This is a genomic window from Mesorhizobium sp. M0040, assembly GCF_040323505.1.
Classification (GTDB): Bacteria; Pseudomonadota; Alphaproteobacteria; order Rhizobiales; family Rhizobiaceae; genus Mesorhizobium.
Genome location: NZ_JAMYVA010000027.1, coordinates 38,840 through 57,497, shown reverse-complemented (window position 1 = coordinate 57,497; position 18,658 = coordinate 38,840). Strand labels below are relative to the sequence as shown.

Here is an 18,658-nt window from a genome sequence, read left to right as displayed (position 1 = left end):
CATGCCGCGGCGGACCATGATCGAGGCGATCCGCGACGCCATGGACGTGTCGATGGCGCGCGACAGCCAAGTCATCGTGTTCGGTGAGGATGTCGGCTTCTTCGGCGGCGTCTTCCGCTGCACCCAGGGCCTGCAGGCGAAATACGGCAAGAGCCGCTGCTTCGATGCGCCGATCAGCGAATCCGGGATTGTCGGCGCGGCCATCGGCATGGCCGCCTACGGGCTGAAGCCTTGCGTCGAGGTGCAGTTTGCCGACTATGTTTATCCGGCCTATGACCAGATCGTCTCGGAAGCCGCGCGGCTGCGCTACCGGTCGAACGGCGATTTCACCTGCCCGATCGTCGTGAGAATGCCGACCGGCGGCGGCATTTTCGGCGGCCAGACCCACAGCCAGAGCCCGGAGGCGCTGTTCACCCACGTCTCCGGCCTGAAGGTCGTCGTGCCGTCGAACCCGCATGACGCCAAGGGCCTTTTGATCTCGGCGATAGAGGATCCGGACCCGGTGATCTTTCTGGAGCCGAAGCGGCTCTACAACGGCCCCTTCGACGGTCATCACGAGCGCCCGGTAACGCCATGGTCGAAACATGAGCTCGGCGAAGTCGCCGACGGCCATTACACGGTGCCGCTCGGCAAGGCGGTGATCCGCAGGCAGGGCGCGGCAGTCACCGTGCTTGCCTACGGCACGATGGTCTATGTCGCCCAGGCGGCAGCCGAGGAGACCGGCATCGATGCCGAGATCATCGATCTGAGGACGCTGCTGCCGCTCGATCTCGAGACGATCGTCGCCTCGGTCAACAAGACGGGGCGCTGCGTCATCGTGCATGAGGCGACGCTGACATCGGGGTTCGGCGCCGAACTTTCGGCGCTGGTTCAGGAGAGCTGCTTCTACCATCTGGAAGCGCCTGTGGCGCGGGTCACCGGCTGGGACACGCCCTATCCGCATGCGCAGGAGTGGGACTATTTTCCCGGTCCTGCCCGGCTAGGCCGCGCGCTCGTCGAAACGGTGGAAGCCTGAAGGGGGAACGATGGGCGAATATGTCATCAAGCTGCCCGATGTCGGCGAAGGCGTAGCCGAGGCCGAGCTCGTCGAATGGCAGGTCAAGGTCGGCGACCTCGTGCGCGAGGATGCCGTGCTGGCCGCTGTCATGACCGACAAGGCGACGGTCGAAATTCCTTCGCCCGTCGATGGCGAAATCGTCTGGTTGGGCGCCGAGATCGGCGACACGGTGGCGATCGGCTCGCCGATTGTCAGGTTGAAGGTGGCGGGCGAGGGTAACGTCGGTGCAGGCACGGCGCCTGTGGGCGAAGCGGTTGTTGGTGAAACCCGCCGCAGTACCCCCACCCCTAACCCCTCCCCACAAGGGGGAGGGGGACGCGCCTCGGCTCCCAAGGTCGAAGCCAAACCCACTTCGGCATCATCCAGAAAAGTTTCAACGCATGAGGGTGGAAGTGGGCCGGCGGAATCCCCCTCTCCCTTGTGGGGAGGGGTTAGGGGTGGGGGTACTGCCGCCGGTGGGGGTACTGCGCGGACCTCCGGCGCGCCGCGCCCCGAGGGCGAAAAGCCACTGGCCTCGCCGGCCGTCCGCTTGAGGGCGAAAGAGGCCGGCATCGACCTTCGGCAGGTCCCGGGAACCGGCGCGGCCGGGCGCATCCGGCACGAGGATATCGAGGCTTTCCTGGCGCGCGGACCCCGGCTCGCCAAGGTTTCCGGCCTTGCCCGCAACGAGGCGGTCGAGGACATCAAGATAGTCGGGCTCAGGCGAAAGATCGCCGAGAAGATGACGCTGGCCAAGTCGCGCATCCCGCATATCACCTATGTCGAGGAGATCGACGTCACCGCGCTCGAGGATTTGCGCGCCGCGCTCAACAAGGAGAAGCGGCCGGGCGGGGACAGGCCGAAGCTGACGCTGCTGCCGTTCTTGATGCGGGCGATGGTCAAGGCAATCGCCGACCAGCCCAATGTCAACGCACTGTTCGACGACGAAGCCGGCATCGTCCACCAGCATGGCGGCGTCCATATCGGCATCGCCGCGCAGACGGCTTCCGGGCTGATGGTGCCGGTGGTCAAGCACGCCGAGGCGCGCGACATCTGGGACTGTGCAGCCGAGGTTGTCAGGCTGGCCGAGGCGGCAAAATCCGGCACGGCGACGCGCGACGAGCTCTCGGGCTCGACCATCACCATCACTTCGCTGGGCGCCATGGGCGGCGTGGCGACGACGCCGGTGATCAATCATCCGGAAGTGGCGATCGTCGGCGTCAACAAGATGATGGTGCGGCCGGTATGGGACGGCACCCAGTTCATCCCGCGCAAGATGATGAACCTGTCCTCCAGCTTCGACCACCGCGTCGTCGACGGCTGGGACGCGGCGGTGTTTGTCCAGCGGATAAAGACGCTGCTGGAAACGCCGGCGCTGATTTTTGTGGATTGAGGAGATGAACAGAGAATCGCAGGGGCGCGGGATGAGAGCAGTAGCGATCGTTCGCGCCCCCCTCTGCCCTACCGGGCATCTCCCCCTCAAGGGGGGAGATCGGCCATCATCCCGCCTTTCGCCAATCTCCAGCCTTGCAGGACTAAGCCGAACGCGAAAGCTGGCAATCTCCCCCCTTGAGAGGGAGATGTCCGGCAGGACAGAGGGGGGTGCTGCCCCGCCGGCTCGTCGAACTAAGGTGCAATGATGAAGGAAATCTCCTGCAAGCTGCTGGTCATCGGCGCCGGTCCGGGCGGCTATGTCTGTGCCATCCGCGCCGGGCAGCTTGGCATCGACACGGTGATCGTCGAGGCAGGCAAACCGGGCGGCACTTGCCTCAATGTCGGCTGCATCCCGTCAAAGGCGCTGATCCATGCAGCCGAAGAGTTCGAAAAGCTCTCGCACATGGCCAGCGGCAAGAGCCTGCTCGGAATTTCCATCGCAGGACCGTCGCTTGATCTCGCGGCGACCATTGCCTGGAAAGACGGCATCGTTAGCCGGCTTAACAACGGCGTCGCCGGCCTGCTGAAGAAAGCTGGCGTGAAGACGGTGCATGGCTGGGCGACATTTCGCGACGGCAAGACCGTTGCCGTCGAGACCGAGATCGGCATGCAGGTGATCCGAGCCGAAACGGTGGTGATAGCGACCGGCTCGGCGCCGGTCGAGCTGCCATCGCTGTCGTTCGGCGGGCCGGTCATTTCGTCGACCGAGGCGCTGGCGCTGAGCGAAGTTCCGGAGAGGCTGGCGGTGGTCGGCGGCGGCTATATCGGTCTGGAACTCGGCATCGCCTTTGCCAAGCTGGGCGCCAAGGTGACCGTGGTCGAGGCGTTGCCGCGCGTGCTGGCGCAATATGATACGGAACTGACCCGGCCGGTGGTGAAGCGGCTGGCCGAACTCGGCATCGAGGTGCTCGTGAACGCCAAGGCCAAGGGGCTGTCCACTAAGCGCGACGCGCTGCTGGTCGAGACGAATGGCGGCAAGAACGGCAAGATCGCCGCCGACAAGGTGCTGGTCACGGTCGGTCGCAAGCCGGTGACCGAAGGCTGGGGGTTGGAGCAGATCGACCTCGACATGGCCGGACCCTTCATCCGCATCGACGACCAGTGCCGCAGCTCGATGCGTGGTATCTTTGCCATTGGCGACGTCACCGGCGAGCCGATGCTGGCGCACCGGGCCATGGCGCAAGGCGAAATGGTCGCCGAGATCGTCGCCGGCCACAAGCGCAGCTGGGACAGACGAGCGATCCCGGCTGTCTGTTTCACCGATCCGGAGCTGGTCACCGCAGGCCTGTCGCCGGAGGAGGCCAAGACCCGTGGCGAGATCAAGGTCGGACTGTTTCCCTTCACCGCCAATGGCCGGGCGATGACGAAGTTGGGCGAGGACGGATTCGTCCGGGTACTGGCGCGGGCGGACAACCACCTGGTGCTTGGCATCCAGGCCGTCGGCCAGGGCGTGTCGGAACTGTCCACTGCGTTTGGGCTGGCGCTGGAGATGGGCGCGACGCTGGAGGATATCGCCGGGACGATCCATGCCCATCCGACACAGGGCGAGGGTTTTCAGGAAGCGGCGCTGAAGGCGCTGGGGCGGGCGGTGCATGTCTGAGGGCTCGCGCTCTCCCCCCTTGAGGGGGAGATGGCCGGCAGGCCAGAGGGGGTCGGTTCGACTGGATGCGACCTCCCTTGCGACAGATGGAGGTTGGCGCTCTACGCGAGGCGACCCCCCTCTGTCGCCTTCGGCGACATCTCCCCCTCGAGGGGGGAGATTACGCAGCTCATCCCGCAAGCCGGCTAACCATCTCGTGCTGCGCATAGGCGCGGCCGAAGCGGTTGGCCAGGAAGACGTCGAGGGCGATGTCCTCCTGCTTGATGAAACCTCTGGCCGGCAAGGTGCCGTCGGCGAGCATGTCGAGCACGGCGCAGATCGCCGATGCGGTGGTGATCTGGATGGCGCTGCGCACCATTTCGCCGTCGCGCCTGGCGTAGATCTTGTTGGCGTAGGTTTCCTGAAGCAGTCGGCCGTTCTTGCGGCCGCTGACGGTGACGAAGACGATGACGACGTCCTGCAGCGTCGCCGGCAGGGCGCTTTCGAAAATGTCCTTCAGCACGTCGCGGCGGTGGCGCAGGCCGAGGTCGTTGAGCACCGCCTTCATGATCGCGGCATGGCCGGGATAGCGGATGGTGCGGTAGTTCAGCGTGCGCACTCTGCCCTTCAGCGTTTCGGCCAGCGTGCCCAGCCCGCCCGAGGTGTTGAACGCCTCATAGGTGACGCCGTCGAGCGAGAATTCTTCACGCTCCTCGAGCGGCGGCACTTCGATCAGCTCGCCTTCGACGATCGCCTCGCAAGGCTCGCAATATTCGTTGATGACGCCGTCGGTGCTCCAGGTCAGATTGTAGTTCAGCGCATTCGACGGGTACTGGGGCAGCGCGCCGACCCGCATGCGCACGCTTTCCAGCGTGTCGAAGCGGCTGGCGAGATCGTTGGCAACGATCGAGATGAAGCCCGGCGCCAAGCCGCATTGCGGGATGAAGGCGCTGCTGCCGGAACGAGCCAGTTCCTTGACCCGCCTGGTGCTGACGACGTCCTCGGTCAGATCGAGATAGTGCACGCCGGCGCTGGCCGCCGCCTCCGCGATGCGCGTGGTCAGATGGAAAGGCGCGGCGCTGAGCACCGCGAATTTGCCGGCCAAGGCCGCTTCGAGGGTGCCGGCGGCCTCGATGTCGAGTTCCAGCGTCTCGACCGTTTCAGACAGTTCGGCCGCGCCGAGCTGCGCCGCCGAGCGGTCGATGAGCGTGACATGGTAGTCGCCCGTGAAAGCCAGCATCTCGGCAATGGTCGAGCCGATCTTGCCGGCGCCGACGACGATGATTTCCTTCATGACCGGTCCCTCGCACCAACGTTGGATTGATGGCTAGAATCTCAGCTTGCCTGTCGAAAGGAAGCGTGAGATTGTACGAAACGCAGTCTCTCTTTGCGCAATGTGCCGGCAGGGTTCGTCGAAATGCTCAGCGATGCCGACCTGGCTCTGCTTTCCCTGCTGCGTATCAATGCGCGCGCCTCGACCGCCGAACTGGCGCGGCGGCTCGGCGTCTCACGAACCACGGTGCAAAGCCGGATCGAGCGGCTGGAACAGCGTGGCATCATCGCCGGCTACGGGGTCAGGCTGTCGCCGGATTACGAGCAGGGGCTGGTCAGGGCGCATGTCCTGCTCACCGTCACCCCCAAGCTTGCCGACAAGGTGGTGCGCAGCCTGCAGGCGTTGGCACCGGTTCGCACGCTGCACTCGGTCAGCGGCAATTTCGACATGATCGTCATCGTCGAGGCGCCTTCGATCAGGGATCTCGACACGCTTCTCGACCAGATCGGCGCCATGGACGGAGTCGAGCGCACGTCGTCGTCGATCATCCTGTCGACGCGGATCGACCGCTGAGCCGGCTGGTGTCGCGGGTCCAGACGCTGGCGGGACAGCGTCCCCCTCTGCCCTGCCGGGCATCTCCCCCTCCAGAGGGGAGATTGGATGTCACCGCGGCTTTCGCCAATCTCCAAGGTGGCTGAATGGATGCTATCGGCGAAGCTGCCGATCTCCCCACTAGAGGGGGAGATGCCAAGTGATCGCAAAGAGGGCAGGACAGAGGGGGCGCGAAGGATCACCAAGGGCGGTGATCGTTCTGGCGTTACCGCAGCAAAGCGATATAGGCTTTCAAAATGTGGATCGATGGCGTGCAGCCGCCCCCTATCTCTCGCAGCATCGCGCGTTCACCCAAAGAACCTAGACAGGAGGCCTCCTTGCCCAAGCAGTGTTTTGGAAAATCCCATGTGCCGTTGTCGCCGGCGGTCAGGGCCGGCGATTTCGTCTATGTCTCAGGCCAGGTGCCGGTCGGCACAGACGGGCTGGTGGTCAAGGGCGGCATCGCCGAACAGACCGAGCAGGTGCTGTCGAACGTCAAGGCGGCACTGGCGCTGGCCGGCTGTACCCTCGACGACGTAGTCAAGACGACGGTCTGGCTCGAAGACGCCCGCGATTTCGGCATTTTCAACACCGTCTATGCCAGGCATTTCCCGAAAGACCCGCCGGCGCGCACGACAGTGGAGTCGCGGCTGATGATCGACATCAAGATCGAGGCCGAGGCCGTTGCCTACAGGCCGGCCTGACGGGAAAGTGGAGACAGGCGCGATGCAATTCGATCTCCTGATAAAAGGCGGCCGCCTCATCGATCCGGCATCCGGCCTCGACGCGCAGCGCGATCTGGCGATTGCCGACGGCCGTATCGCCGCGATCGACACCGAAATCCCCTTCGAACGTGCCGCCCGCGTCATCGATGCCACGGGCTCCATCGTCGCGCCCGGCCTGATCGACCTGCACAGCCATGTCTATTGGGGCGGCACGTCGCTCGGCGTCGATGCCGACCGGCTTGCGGCGAAAAGCGGCACCACCACCTTCATCGATGCCGGAAGTGCCGGCGCCGGCAATTTCCTCGGCTTCCGCCGCCACGTCATCGAGCGCTCGAAAGTCCGCATCCTGGCCTATATCAACATTTCGTTTGCCGGCATTTTCGGCTTCTCGCAGACCGTGGCGGTCGGCGAATGCAGCGACCTCAGGCTCTGCGAACCGCGCGAAACGGTGGCGGCGGCTCGCGAGCACGCCGACGTGGTTGTCGGCGTCAAGGTCCGCTCGGGTCGCCATGCCGGCGGCACCAGCGGCATCGCGCCGGTCGATCTCGCGCTCGAAGCCGCCGACAAAGCCGGCCTGCCGCTGATGGCGCACATAGACGAGCCGCCGCCCGGCCGCTCGGAGGTGCTGCCGCGTCTGCGCAAGGGCGACATACTCACACACTGCTTCCGGCCGTTTCCCAACGCGCCGGTCTTCGCCTCGGGGGCGGTGCGGCCGGACATGCGGCTGGCGCGCGAGCGCGGCGTCATCTTCGATATCGGCCACGGCATGGGCTCGTTCGATTTCGAGGTGGCCAAGGCGATGCTCAGCGAGGGGCTGGCGCCGGACGTGATCAGCAGCGACGTGCATCTCTACTGCGTCGACGGGCCGGCCTTCGACATCCTGGTCTGCATGTCGAAGCTGCTGGCGCTCGGCATGCCGCTGGTCGAGGTGCTGCGCGCCGCCACGCAGCGCCCTGCCGAAGCGATCGCCAGGCCCGATCTCGGCAGGCTTGCGGTGGGTGCGGTCGGCGACATCGCGGTGCTGCGGCTGCGTCCGGGCCGCTTCACCTTTGTCGATTCGGTCGGCGCCTCGCTGGTCGCCGAGCAAAGGCTGGTCTCGGACGGAATCGTGGTCGGCGGCAGTTGGTGGCCGAACGAGGCGGTGGACGATCTCGGCGAGACCGAACGCTTCGAAGCGCATGCGCACGACACTCATGTCGATGTTGCGGCCAGGCATTTCGGGCGTGGGTGATCTCCCCCTCGAGGGGGAGATGTCGCCGAAGGCGACAGAGGGGGTCGGTTCGACCGGGCTCGTCTTCCTGCAACGGATGGAGGTTGGCGCTCGACGCGCGGCGACCCCCTCTGGCCTGCCGGCCATCTCCCCCTCAAGGGGGGAGATCACAGCTTCACCCCCGGCGCTCCATAGACCGGCGTCGCAATGCCTTCCATGCGCGCCTTGATCTGCAGCGCGACGTACTTCGAATAGAAGCGCGACAGCGCCAGATTGCCGCCGTGGAACCACAGCGCTTCCTGTGCCGTCGGCTTCCACATGTTGCGCAATTCGCCTTGCCACGGACCCGGGTCGCCTTTCACGCCCGAGCCAATCCCCCAGCACGGGCCGATCTTGTCGGCGACTTCGCGCGAGACGATCGCCGCCACCGTTTCGTTCATCGAGAGATAGCCGGTGCAGGCGATGATTGCGTCGGCCGCCAGTTCGGTGCCGTCGTCGAAGAGGATGCCTGTCGGCGTCAGCGACTTGATCCCGACGCAACTGCGGATGCCGATCTCGCCGTCGATGATCAGGTCGCAAGCGCCGACATCGATGTAGAAGCCCGAGCCGGTGCGGTAGGCCTTCATCAGGAGCCCGGTCTCGTCGTCGCCGAAATCGATGGCGAAGCCGGCGCCGCGCAAGCGATCGTAGAAGGCCGCGTCGCGCGCCTTGATGACGTCGTAAAGCGCCCGCTGGCCTTGCGGCAGCAGCGCGAACGGCGTCGAGGCGACGATCATGTCCGCCTTTTCAGTGGTGATGCCGCGCGCCAGTGCCTTTTCCGAGAAGATCTCGAAGCCGATTTCCATCAGCGTGTCCGACTTGACCACCGTCGTCGGCGACCGCTGGACCATGGTCACCTCAGCGCCGCTCTCCCAGAGATCGACGCTGACGTCATGGCCGGAACTTGCCGCGCCGATGACGGCGACCTTTTTGCCGCGGAATTTCTCGCCGCTGGAATACTGGCTGGAATGCAGGATCTCGCCCTGAAAGACCTCGGCACCCGGCAAGTCGATGCGCCTGGGCGGGCCATAAGCACCGGTTGCAAAGACGATGTGCTTCGGCTTTAGCGTGATGCGCTGGCCGGCGCGGTCGAGCTCGACCGTCCAGACCTTTTCGGTGTCGTCATAGGACGCGCTGATGCATCTTGTGGAGGTCCAGTAGTTGAGCTCCATGACGCGCGTATACATCTCCAGCCAGTCGCCCATCTTGTCCTTGGGCGTGAACACCGGCCAGTTCTCGGGAAACGGGATGTAGGGCAGATGGTCGTACCAGACCGGGTCGTGCAGCACGAGCGAGCGATAGCGATTGCGCCAGGAATCGCCGGCCTGCGCATTCTTCTCGATGACAATGGCCGGCACGCCCAACTGCCTGAGCCGCGCCCCCAGCATGATGCCGCCCTGGCCGCCGCCGATGACCAGGCAGTAGGGCTGTTGGCTAACGCCGAGGTCACGCGCCTCGCGGCGCCTCGCCTCCAGCCAGGTCTCGCGTTCCGGATCCGCCTTGTGGCGGACGCCCAGCGGCCGCGCCGGGCCTTTGCGCTCCTCCAACCCCTTGAGATCGCTCATCGCCGTAAACAGCGTCCGGCATTTGCCGTCCCTGAGGCGCATGATGCCATGGCCCCACGCCGATGACGTCTCGAAAGAAAACCAGGCCTCGATGGTGCCCTCGTCCGAAGTCGCCTCGCCGCTGAGCTGCCAGTGGGCAGGCCTGGTCGTTGCCAGCGTCGCCGCCAGCATGTCGCGGATCGCGGCGCGGCCTTCCATGGTCTTGATGTTCCAGGTGAAGGTCAGCAGATCGCGCCAGTAGCAGTCCTCGACGAACAAATTGGTTGCGGCCTCGACGTCGCCGGCTTCGAGCGCCCGGGCAAAGGAATCGAGCCAGGTGGCCGCCTGTTTCGTCGGTGCGATGTCGAGCATCTGTCTTACCTAACTTCCAGTGACCTTTGCGCTGCCCTCATTCTTACCCTTTCCCGGTTCTTTGCGGGAGAGGGTGAGGGCAGCGCAAACAGTCCGGAAGCTAAGCTAAGGGCGCAGCGTAGGCCGAAGCGACTGCCCCTGCCGTCAGGCGCGCGCGCGGGCCTGATCCGAACCGCTATCCAGCCATGCAAGATCGTCCGGCGAAAGTGAAATGTCGAGCGCCTGGAGGCTGTCTTCCAATTCGTCGAGCGTGCGCGGCCCGATCAGCGGGACGGACGGGAAGGGCTGTGCCAGGACATAGGCGAGCGCGACGTGGATCGGGCTCTTGCCCAGCCGTTTGGCGAGCTCGATGGCGCGGTCGCGACGGCCGAAATTCCTCTCCGAATACCAGACCCGGACCAGCTCCTCATTGTCGCGCCGCTCGCGGCCGGCGCGGTCGGTGAAGAAGCCGCGGCCCTGGCTCGACCAGGCGAAGTTCGGCATCTGCCGGGCGGTGAGCCAGGCCTTCCATTCATCGCTGGAGGAGGTGACGCAGCCTGCCCAGATCGGCTCCAGCATTTCGGCCAATGAGAAATTGTTGGAAAGCGCGCCGGGCTTCCGCTTCCCGGTGCGCTCGGCATAGGCAATCGCCTTGTCCATGCGTTCCATCGTCCAGTTCGAGCCGCCGAACGGACCGCGAATGCGGCCGGCCTTGACCTCGCGGTCCATCGCATCGACGAATTCGTCGACCGGCACATCCGGATTGTCGCGGTGCATGAAATAGACGTCGATATGGTCGGTCTGCAGCCGTTCGAGCGACTGGGTGAGCTGCTTGCCGATGACGTCGGGATAGCAGAGCGGCGAGTGCGCGCCCTTGCCGATGACCACCGACTGCTCGCGCACGCCGCGGTTCTTCAGCCACTGGCCGAGCAGCGTCTCGGTATAGCCGGAACCGTAGACGAAGGCGGTGTCGAACAGATTGCCGCCGGCCTCGAAATAGGCATCGAGCAGGATGGCGCCTGACGAAAAGGTGCGGAAATCCTCGAAGCCGAGCGCCAGGCACGAGGCCGGCCGCGGCAGGCCAGGAATGCTGCGCTTGGGGATGGCGGTTCCGCCGGAGCGCAGCTTCCGTCCGGAGATCGTGTTGACGCGCTTTGCCGGTTTCTCGATGTCGTATTCGAGCCCGATTGCGGCCCGCCATTTGTCGAGCACGCGCAGATTGCCGAGACTGTCGGCCCAACCCATGCCGGGCCAGGCGAACTCCTGCTTTCCGCCGAGAATGGCCTCGCCGGCGGCGTCGACCTCAAATGCGTACAGCCAGCCGTCCTCCGTGACCTCGACCACCTCGGTGTCACCCGGACGGATGATGCGGATTTCGCCGGTGCCGCCTTGCTGGCCGCCAGCATACCAGAAATCCGCCACCTCGATGCGGCCTTTGCTGCCGAGAATACGCAAGACATTGTCCTGAGCGAGCGAGATGCTGCAGGACACTTCCGCGACGATGCCGCCCGGAAAATGCAACAGCGCCGACGCCCATTCGTCGACGCCGGATTGGCCGAGATGCGCAGCGCCGACGACTTTGTCCGGCTCGGCGAAGGGCTTTCCCACTGCTGCGCCGGCAATCAGCCGCGCCATCGAGACGGGATAGCCGCCGACATCGAGAATGCCGCCGCCGGCAAGATCCTTGGCGTAAAGCCGGTGCTCCGGCATGAAGCCCGGCATGGCGAAGCCGAAGCTGGATTTGATCATCTTGATGTCGCCGATCGCGCCGCCCCTGATCACCTCGACCAGCTTGGCCGTCTGCGGATGCAGCCGGTACATGAAGGCTTCGCCGAGAAAGGTGCCGGCCTTGCGCGCGGCATGGATCATGGCGTCGGCTTCGAATGCGGTCAGGCCAAGCGGCTTTTCGCAAAGCACGTGCTTTCCGGCCTCGGCCGCCTTGATCGCCCATTCGGCATGGCTCGGATGCGGCGTCGAAATATAGATCGCGTCGACATCCGGATCGCCAACCAAAGCCTCGTAGCCGTCCAGGATGCGGGCGCCGGGGAAAGCCTCGGTGAGCCCCGCCTTGCCGGGATTGCGCGCCCCTAAGGCGACCAATGTGCCGGTGCGCGAATGGGCGACGCCCCCGGCAAAAGCCTTGGCGATGTTGCCGGGCCCGAGAATGCCCCAGCGAACTTTTTCTGGTTTGGACGTCATGTCAAATCTCCGTGGGGTGGCCGCGAGCAATCGCGATCGGACAAAAGAAAGATGGGTTAGCGAATGCGTGCGCCGGTGGCGTCGAAGAGAAGCGAGCGGTCGGCTTTGATCGACACCACCAGGTCGTCGCCGTTCGCGCGATGCCGCGAGGCCTCGCGCTCGATGATCAGTTCCTCGCGTCCGCCCCCGGTACCGGAATTGGCATAGACATAGCTCACCGATCCCAAGTGCTCGGCGACGTCGGCCTTGAGGGTAAGGTCGCAATCGCCCTGGCCGGCGTCGAAGAAATGCTCCGGCCGCACGCCAAGCACGACATCGCCGCCTGTTGCAGGCAAGGCATCCGAAAGCGGCTTGCGCAGTCGCGCGCCGCGATGATTGACCAGTTCGACGACCGCCGCACCGTTGTCGGCCCCGACCATTTTTGCCGCCAGGAAGTTCATTTTGGGCGAGCCGACGAAGCCGGCAACGAAGCGGTTGGCGGGGTCGTCGTAGAGATCGAGCGGCGCGCCGATCTGCTCGATATTGCCGGCGTTGAGCACGACGATCCTGTCGGCCAGCGTCATCGCCTCGGTCTGGTCGTGCGTCACATAGACCATGGTAACGCCGAGTTCCTTATGAAGGCGCGATATCTCGACGCGCATCTGCACCCGGAGCTCGGCATCGAGATTGCTGAGCGGTTCGTCGAACAGGAACACTTGCGGCTCACGCACGATGGCGCGGCCGATGGCGACGCGCTGGCGCTGGCCGCCCGACAATTGCCGCGGCCGCCGCTTCATCAGCTCGGCGATGCGCAGGATTTCGGAAGCCCGCTTCACCCGCCGCTCGGTATCTGCCTTGGGGTTGCCGGTCATTCTCAGGCCGAAGCTCAGATTCTGCTCGACCGTCATGTGCGGATAGAGCGCGTAGGACTGGAACACCATGGCGATGCCGCGATCGGCCGCCTCGACGTCGTTCACCACCTTGCCGCCAATGGCGATCTCGCCGTCGCTGATGTCCTCGAGCCCGGCGATCATCCGAAGCAGCGTGGACTTGCCGCAGCCGGAAGGGCCGACGAAGACGACGAATTCGCCGTCATCGATGTCGATATTGGCGCCGTGGACGATCTCGAAGACGCCGAAGCGCTTGATGACGTTTTTGAGTGTGACTGCCGCCATGCTGATCCTTACTTGATGGCGCCGGCGGAGATGCCGGCAACGAAATGGCGCTGCAGAAGCACGAACACGACGAGCATTGGCGCCGTCAGCATCACCGCGCCCGCCATGATGCCGCCCCAGGACACCTTGGTGAGACCGATCAGCGTGCCGAGCGCCACGGGCGCGGTCATCGCGCCCGGCTTGGAATTGATCAGCAGCGGCCAGAGATAGTTGTTCCAGGAGGCAAGGAAGAGGATGATGGCGAGCGCCGCCAGCATCGGCCGCGCCAGAGGCAGTGCGACGAACAGGAATATCCGCCATTCCTTGACGCCCTCGACCTTGGCGGCGTCGAACAGCTCGTGCGGCATCATCGAAAAACTCTGCCGCATGAAGAGCACGCCCAGCGAATTGAACAGCGGCGGCACGATCAGCGCCACCCAGGTGTTGGCGAGCTTGAAGTCGCGCGCCACCATGATGAATTGCGGGATCAGCACGACCGCATAGGGCAGCGTGATGGTGCCGAAGATGATGGCGACGACCATGCCCTTGCCGAAGAAGTTGTAACGCGCCAGCGCCCAGCCGGCCATCGAGGTCAGCATCACCGATAGGAAGGTATAGGTCACCGCCACCGAGACGGAGATGCCGATGGCGCCGATGAAATTGGTGCCGCGCTGCAGATTGCTGACATTGTCGAGGAAATTGCCATGCGGCAAAAGCTCGATGTCGGGGCTGAAGATGCCGTTGTCGGGCATCGTCGAAAAAACCACCATCATCCACAGCGGAAACAGCCAGACCAGCGCCAGCGGCGTCAGGAACAGATGCAGCGCGATGCTGCGTCCCAATCTGGCCTGGGAACGGCTGACTCTTGAGTGCGAGGTCATTTCGGTTCCCTCGTCAGCCATATCTGCACCAGCGAAATGGCAATCGCCAGCCCGGCCATGGTGTAGGCGACGGCCGAAGCGTAGCCGAAATTGAGCGACCGGAAGCCCTGGCGGTAAAGCAGCAGCCCGAGCGTTTCGGTGCCGCCGCCCGGCCCGCCGCGCTCGGTGATCAGGAAGGGCTCGGTGAACAGCTGCATGGTGCCGATGATCGACAGCACGGCGCAGAACACGATGATCGGCTTGAGCAGCGGCAGCGTGATGTAGAAGAACTGTTTGACCTTGCTGACCCGGTCCAGGGTCGCCGCCTCGTAGACATCCTCGGGAATCGACTGCAGGCCGGCGAGCAGGATGATGGCGTTGTAGCCGGCCCAGCGCCACGTCACCGCCATCATGATCACCGCCATCGCCGGGGTGACGTTGGTAAACCAGTCGACACTGGGCAGGCCGATGCTGTTCAGCAATTTGTTGATGATGCCGTAGTCGAGATTGAACATCAGCCGGAAAACCGCCGAATAGGCGACCTCGCCGACCACGACCGGCGCGAAGAAGGCAAAGCGGAACAGGCCACGGGCCTTGAGCAGTGGCGAATTCAAAAGCACCGCCATCACAATCGCCAGCGAAATCATCACCGGCACCTGGATGACAAGGATCAGCAATGTGTTCTTCAAGGCATTGAAGAAGGCCGGATCGCCGATCAGCCGGCCCCAGTTGAAGGTCGGCGCGAAGCGCCACGGCACGGTGCGCGTCGCCTGGAACGAGATCAGGAAGGAATCGATGATCGGCCACAGCCAGAAGATCGAAAAAATCAGCAGATACGGCGCGAGGAAGCGATACGCCGTGGCGTTCTGGTAGCGCATCGTTTTTCCTCCTTTCTGCTTTCAAGTTCTTGCCTTCTCCCCTTGTGGGAGAAGGTGGATCGGCGCGTAGCGCCGAGACGGTTGAGGGGTGATGGCCGGAGTGCCGCCGGCGCCAAGCTGGAGCACCCCTCATCCGTCGCCTTCGGCGATACCTTCTCCCACAAGGGGAGAAGGGGAGCCGCGCGCTCGGAGCCGCCTCGTCTAGATCACGACTTGACCGGCAGGCCGGTCGCCGCGGCGATCTGGCTTGCGGCATCGTCGAGAGCTGCCTTGGCGTCGGGATAGCCGCCGGCCAGATATTTGGTCTGCACCGCGCGGATGATGATTTCGGCGTCGCTCTGGAACGGCGTGCCGCGGCTGGGGACGACCTTGGGCAAGGTGCCGAGGATGTCCTTCCACACGGCCTGGCCACCCCAATAGGGCAGGCCTTCGGAGACATAAGGGTCGTTGAGCGCCGAGATCAGCGACGGCACCAGGCCGAAGCCTTTCAGCATGGTGATCTGGCCCTCATTCGTCGCAAGCGTGTATTTCAGATAGGCGTAGGCGGCTTCCTTGTTCTTAGACACCGAGGTGATGGCGAGCGAGGAGCCGCCGAGATTGGCGGCGCGCGGACCGTCGGCGGTCAGGCTCGGCATCAGATAGACGCCCCATTTGCCTGCCCGATCGGGCGATTCGGTGCGCACGGTGCCTTCATACCAGCCGCCATACATCTGCGTGGCGACCTTGCCGGCGGTATTGTTGGTGATCTTGGTGCTCCAGTCGGCAGAGGAAATGATGCCGGCGTCCTTCATCTCCTTGATCTTGGTCATGGCATCGACGCATTTGGGCTGGTTGACCGTGATCGATTGCCCGTCGGCGGAGAAGTAGGCGCAACCCTGCTCGTTGGAGATCATGCGGAAGAATTCGGAATCGCCGTTGAAATCGGCGTTGGTCATCGTGACGCCGGGATTGGCGGCCTGGATTTTCTTGGCGGCGGCGATGAAATCGTCCCAGGTCTTGATCGAGGACGGATCGACGCCAGCCTTCTCGTAGAAGTCGCGGCGGTAGAACATCGCCACTGGACCGGAATCCCAGGGCATCGCATAGGCCTTGTCGTCAACCTCGAGCTCGGTACGCTTGAAGTCGGGGAATTTTGCCTGGTCTTCCGCGGTGTAGCCGAGCGTATGCAGGTCGACGAAGCAATCCGGGAACTGGCTCCAGTAGTTTTCGGCTTCGCCGTTCTCAATCGTAACGATGTCAGGCAGCCCCTCGCCGCCGGCGGCACAGCCGGCGATCGATTTGTCGTAGGTCGGCTGGTTGCCAAGGTCCTCGACCGTCACCTTGATGTCGGGATACTGCTTGTTGAAGCCCGCTATGGTCGCCTTCAGCGACGAAGCGGCGATATTCCAGCTCCAGATCGTGATTTCACCGGACTGCGCAAAGGCCGGGCTGGAGCCCAAGGCAAGCGCGAGCGCGGCGCAGGTCAATTTTATGCGCATTGAAATCCTCCCATTTCAGTTGCTCTCTGTTTGCGAGCGTGGCTAGACTAGGCCTCGGGAAAGCCTTGTCCGCGACAAAGGGAATAAGAAATGAGCGGAAAGTAAGATGCCGGAAAGGCCGTTTTACCAGCCTGGCGCCAGCAGCGTGGAGGGCCTGCCGCTGCTGCTGCAGATGTTCCACACCCAGCCCCTGGTGATGCTCAAGCCGCATTGGCACGCCCAGGTCGAGGTGAATTTCATCGTGCGTGGCGCCGTGCATTACCGCATGGACGGGCACGGGCTTTCGCTTTCTGCGGGCGACATGTGCCTGTTCTGGGGCGGCCTGCCGCACCAGATGGACGAAGCCTCCGACGATGCCATCTATGCCGGCGCGCATTTGCCGCTGGTGCATTTCTTCCGGCTGCATTTGCCCGTCGAGGTCCGCAACAGACTGATGACCGGGGCGACGCTGGTGACCGACGCCACCGACCGTTCGGACGACCACAATTTCGAGCGCTGGAACCGCTATGCCCGCTCCGGCGACCCGGTCAAGGCCGAGCATGCCGTCAACGAGCTTTTGCTGCGGCTGGAGCGGGTGCGCTTCGAGCCTTACCGGCTGGTGCCCGAAACCCCGGTCGAACAGGAGATAGGCAGTCCCTTCGATCAGCAATCGCTGCGCAATGTCGGGCGCATGTGCGACTTCATCGCCGAGAATTTCCTCTACGAGATCGATTGCGTCGACATCGCCGCGGCGGCCGATATCCATCCCAAATACGCCATGAGCATCTTCAAGAAATCGACCGGCATGACGCTCAATGAATATGTGAATTTGCTGCGCCTCAGCTACGCGCAGGCGCTGCTGATGCATCAGGATGCCAATGTGCTGCGCGTCGCCATGGAATCGGGCTTCGGCTCGCTCAGTGCCTTCAACAAGTCGTTCCGCAAGCTTTCCGGCATGTCGCCGTCGGATTTCCGCAGGGGCGTGGCCGGCGCCAGATAACGGCTGGATTCAGCCGATAATATCCAGGCGCCTCGGCAGGCGGTTCATCGGCGACGGCCCGTTGGCGGTGATCAGGAACTGGTCCTCGAGATTGAAGCTGGCGAGACCGTCGATGTAGAGCGGGATCTCGAATGCCAGCACCATGCCGGCCTCGATCACGACATTGCTGTCGGCCGAGATGAACGGCCATTGCTCGGAAAACACGGAATGGCCGACGCCGTGGCCGAAATGGCCGCGGCGATAGGAACGCAGGCCCTGGCGCGCCAGGCTTTCGCTGGCGGCGCGATGCACGGCGGCTAACGGCTTTCCGGGCATAAGCGCGGCAAGCCCGTCGGCGAAGGCGCGTTCGGCTATCGCATGCAATTCGGCCTGTTCGGGCGACGGCGGCCCGAAGGTGAAATTCCGCGACATATCCGAGGCATAGCCGTTCACGCTGCACACCATGTCGGCCTTCAGCGGATCGCCGGCGGCGGCGACGGCGTCGGCGCCTTTCGGGCGAGCGCCCAGCGTGACGTATTCCGCCGTCGAGATTTGCTGCGACGACCCGGCGGCTGCATCCGCGACGCCTTGCCGGTAAAGCGCGACCAGCTCAGACTGACGCATGCCGTTTGTCGCATGCTGCTGCAGCCGCGACAGGCCGGCTTCCGACAGGGCGATGCCCTGCTGCAGAAGGTCGATCTCGCTCTGCGATTTGATTGCCCGCAGCCTGTCGAGAACCGGTGAGCCGTTGACCAGGGCAGTGCCCGGCAACATCGCCTGCATCGCGGAAAAATCGCTGGCCGAGACGAAATCCAGCTCGATGCCGAGCGTCGCACGCTCCAGCCCGAATTCTGCGAGGATCGTTTTCAGCTCGCGGACGGAGCGGGCAAGCTCAAAGGTCGCCGGACGTGAAAAACCGGGAGCGCGGCCAACCAGGCCGGCCTCGATGCGCTGCGCAACAGGCCGGTCGGCCGTCGCCGGCTCGAGCGACGCCGATTCGATCCAGATCGCATGCGTGCGCAGCACGGCGCCGGCCATCGCCGCCCGGAGCCGGGCAGCCTGGAAATCCGCCACCACGACGCCGATCGGCAGGTCGCCTCGCTTGGGAATAACGACGAAACCGGCGCCGGCCCGCCGGAACAGGCCGGCCGGGCCGATCCAGGCACCGGTGGCATATTGGAACGCCTCGGGCTCGCAAAGCACCAGCGCCTCGATGCCGGCGCGCTGCATCAGGTCAGTTGCGCGCTCGCGGTCGACAAAGCCGGTCATGGGATCTCCTCGAATGCACTCGAATCCGACGCCGATGCGGCGGCGTTTGGCCTTAGCGTAGCTTCAGTGCCGCCGTGGAGCAGCTTTTTTCTGGAAGCGCT

At 64.3% G+C, this 18,658-nt stretch carries 15 protein-coding genes; 7 read left to right on the top strand and 8 right to left on the bottom strand.

Annotation, left to right across the window (positions count from 1 at the left end):
• Position 1 precedes the first annotated feature (1 nt).
• From NKJ91_RS21545 to lpdA, 3 genes are all read left to right on the top strand, one after another.
• The gene (locus NKJ91_RS21545; protein ID WP_352457181.1) at positions 2–1,015 is read left to right on the top strand and encodes an alpha-ketoacid dehydrogenase subunit beta; all 1,014 of its coding nucleotides are present in this window, start codon (positions 2–4) and stop codon (positions 1,013–1,015) included.
• 10 nt (positions 1,016–1,025) lie between these two features.
• Positions 1,026–2,429 (top strand): dihydrolipoamide acetyltransferase family protein, encoded by a 1,404-nt coding sequence (locus NKJ91_RS21540; RefSeq protein ID WP_352457180.1) that lies wholly within the window; start codon positions 1,026–1,028, stop codon positions 2,427–2,429.
• Positions 2,430–2,675: 246 nt separating this feature from the next.
• Positions 2,676–4,070: a dihydrolipoyl dehydrogenase gene (lpdA, locus tag NKJ91_RS21535; RefSeq protein WP_352457179.1), complete on the top strand. Its 1,395-nt coding sequence runs from the start codon at positions 2,676–2,678 to the stop codon at positions 4,068–4,070.
• Between the two features lie 169 nt (positions 4,071–4,239).
• Here lpdA and NKJ91_RS21530 read toward each other — a convergent pair whose 3' ends face one another.
• Positions 4,240–5,343: a saccharopine dehydrogenase family protein gene (locus tag NKJ91_RS21530; RefSeq protein ID WP_352457178.1), complete on the bottom strand. Its 1,104-nt coding sequence runs from the start codon at positions 5,341–5,343 to the stop codon at positions 4,240–4,242.
• Positions 5,344–5,466: 123 nt separating this feature from the next.
• On the opposite strand from NKJ91_RS21530, the gene NKJ91_RS21525 reads away from it, so the two are divergent.
• The 3 genes from NKJ91_RS21525 to NKJ91_RS21515 all read left to right on the top strand — a co-directional run bounded on the left by NKJ91_RS21525 (position 5,467) and on the right by NKJ91_RS21515 (position 7,869).
• Complete coding sequence (locus tag NKJ91_RS21525) at positions 5,467–5,895, top strand: Lrp/AsnC family transcriptional regulator (protein WP_352453822.1); 429 nt, start codon at positions 5,467–5,469, stop codon at positions 5,893–5,895.
• A gap of 356 nt (positions 5,896–6,251) precedes the next feature.
• On the top strand, positions 6,252–6,617 hold the full coding sequence (locus NKJ91_RS21520; protein WP_352453823.1) for a RidA family protein: 366 nt from the start codon (positions 6,252–6,254) through the stop codon (positions 6,615–6,617).
• Positions 6,618–6,639: 22 nt separating this feature from the next.
• Positions 6,640–7,869, top strand: a complete 1,230-nt coding sequence (locus NKJ91_RS21515) for an amidohydrolase/deacetylase family metallohydrolase (protein ID WP_352457177.1) — start codon at positions 6,640–6,642, stop codon at positions 7,867–7,869.
• 146 nt (positions 7,870–8,015) lie between these two features.
• Here the strand turns inward: NKJ91_RS21515 and NKJ91_RS21510 are convergent, their stop codons facing one another.
• The 6 genes from NKJ91_RS21510 to NKJ91_RS21485 form a co-directional block, all read right to left on the bottom strand.
• On the bottom strand, positions 8,016–9,803 hold the full coding sequence (locus NKJ91_RS21510; RefSeq protein ID WP_352457176.1) for an NAD(P)-binding domain-containing protein: 1,788 nt from the start codon (positions 9,801–9,803) through the stop codon (positions 8,016–8,018).
• 144 nt (positions 9,804–9,947) lie between these two features.
• Positions 9,948–11,981 (bottom strand): aldo/keto reductase, encoded by a 2,034-nt coding sequence (locus tag NKJ91_RS21505; RefSeq protein WP_352457175.1) that lies wholly within the window; start codon positions 11,979–11,981, stop codon positions 9,948–9,950.
• Between the two features lie 56 nt (positions 11,982–12,037).
• Positions 12,038–13,135, bottom strand: coding sequence for an ABC transporter ATP-binding protein (locus NKJ91_RS21500; RefSeq protein WP_023675944.1), 1,098 nt, complete (start codon positions 13,133–13,135; stop codon positions 12,038–12,040).
• Positions 13,136–13,143: 8 nt separating this feature from the next.
• The gene (locus NKJ91_RS21495) at positions 13,144–13,995 is read right to left on the bottom strand and encodes a carbohydrate ABC transporter permease (RefSeq protein WP_352457174.1); all 852 of its coding nucleotides are present in this window, start codon (positions 13,993–13,995) and stop codon (positions 13,144–13,146) included.
• Positions 13,992–14,852: a carbohydrate ABC transporter permease gene (locus NKJ91_RS21490; RefSeq protein WP_254817930.1), complete on the bottom strand. Its 861-nt coding sequence runs from the start codon at positions 14,850–14,852 to the stop codon at positions 13,992–13,994. Before NKJ91_RS21490 ends, NKJ91_RS21495 begins: the two co-directional genes overlap by 4 nt.
• A 206-nt stretch (positions 14,853–15,058) precedes the next feature.
• Positions 15,059–16,330 carry an extracellular solute-binding protein gene (locus NKJ91_RS21485; protein WP_352457173.1) on the bottom strand — a complete coding sequence of 424 codons (1,272 nt, stop codon included), beginning with the start codon at positions 16,328–16,330 and terminating at the stop codon, positions 15,059–15,061.
• Between the two features lie 106 nt (positions 16,331–16,436).
• Between NKJ91_RS21485 and NKJ91_RS21480 the strand changes: the two genes are divergently transcribed.
• Complete coding sequence (locus NKJ91_RS21480; protein ID WP_023675948.1) at positions 16,437–17,309, top strand: helix-turn-helix domain-containing protein; 873 nt, start codon at positions 16,437–16,439, stop codon at positions 17,307–17,309.
• 9 nt (positions 17,310–17,318) lie between these two features.
• Here NKJ91_RS21480 and NKJ91_RS21475 read toward each other — a convergent pair whose 3' ends face one another.
• Entirely contained in the window at positions 17,319–18,557 is a 1,239-nt protein-coding gene (locus NKJ91_RS21475) for a M24 family metallopeptidase (RefSeq protein WP_023675949.1), read from the bottom strand.
• Between the last annotated feature and the right edge of the window lie 101 nt (positions 18,558–18,658).

Excerpts from the sequence above, each read along its gene's own strand:
- NKJ91_RS21525 (WP_352453822.1), top strand. The coding sequence starts at position 5,467 with ATGCTCAGCGATGCCGACCTGGCTCTGCTTTCCCTGCTGCGTATCAAT.
- NKJ91_RS21495 (WP_352457174.1), bottom strand. The coding sequence starts at position 13,995 with ATGACCTCGCACTCAAGAGTCAGCCGTTCCCAGGCCAGATTGGGACGC.
- NKJ91_RS21515 (WP_352457177.1), top strand. The coding sequence starts at position 6,640 with ATGCAATTCGATCTCCTGATAAAAGGCGGCCGCCTCATCGATCCGGCA.
- NKJ91_RS21475 (WP_023675949.1), bottom strand. The coding sequence starts at position 18,557 with ATGACCGGCTTTGTCGACCGCGAGCGCGCAACTGACCTGATGCAGCGC.
- lpdA (WP_352457179.1), top strand. The coding sequence starts at position 2,676 with ATGAAGGAAATCTCCTGCAAGCTGCTGGTCATCGGCGCCGGTCCGGGC.
- NKJ91_RS21530 (WP_352457178.1), bottom strand. The coding sequence starts at position 5,343 with ATGAAGGAAATCATCGTCGTCGGCGCCGGCAAGATCGGCTCGACCATT.
- NKJ91_RS21485 (WP_352457173.1), bottom strand. The coding sequence starts at position 16,330 with ATGCGCATAAAATTGACCTGCGCCGCGCTCGCGCTTGCCTTGGGCTCC.
- NKJ91_RS21500 (WP_023675944.1), bottom strand. The coding sequence starts at position 13,135 with ATGGCGGCAGTCACACTCAAAAACGTCATCAAGCGCTTCGGCGTCTTC.
- NKJ91_RS21490 (WP_254817930.1), bottom strand. The coding sequence starts at position 14,852 with ATGCGCTACCAGAACGCCACGGCGTATCGCTTCCTCGCGCCGTATCTG.
- NKJ91_RS21540 (WP_352457180.1), top strand. The coding sequence starts at position 1,026 with ATGGGCGAATATGTCATCAAGCTGCCCGATGTCGGCGAAGGCGTAGCC.
- NKJ91_RS21480 (WP_023675948.1), top strand. The coding sequence starts at position 16,437 with ATGCCGGAAAGGCCGTTTTACCAGCCTGGCGCCAGCAGCGTGGAGGGC.
- NKJ91_RS21505 (WP_352457175.1), bottom strand. The coding sequence starts at position 11,981 with ATGACGTCCAAACCAGAAAAAGTTCGCTGGGGCATTCTCGGGCCCGGC.
- NKJ91_RS21510 (WP_352457176.1), bottom strand. The coding sequence starts at position 9,803 with ATGCTCGACATCGCACCGACGAAACAGGCGGCCACCTGGCTCGATTCC.
- NKJ91_RS21545 (WP_352457181.1), top strand. The coding sequence starts at position 2 with ATGCCGCGGCGGACCATGATCGAGGCGATCCGCGACGCCATGGACGTG.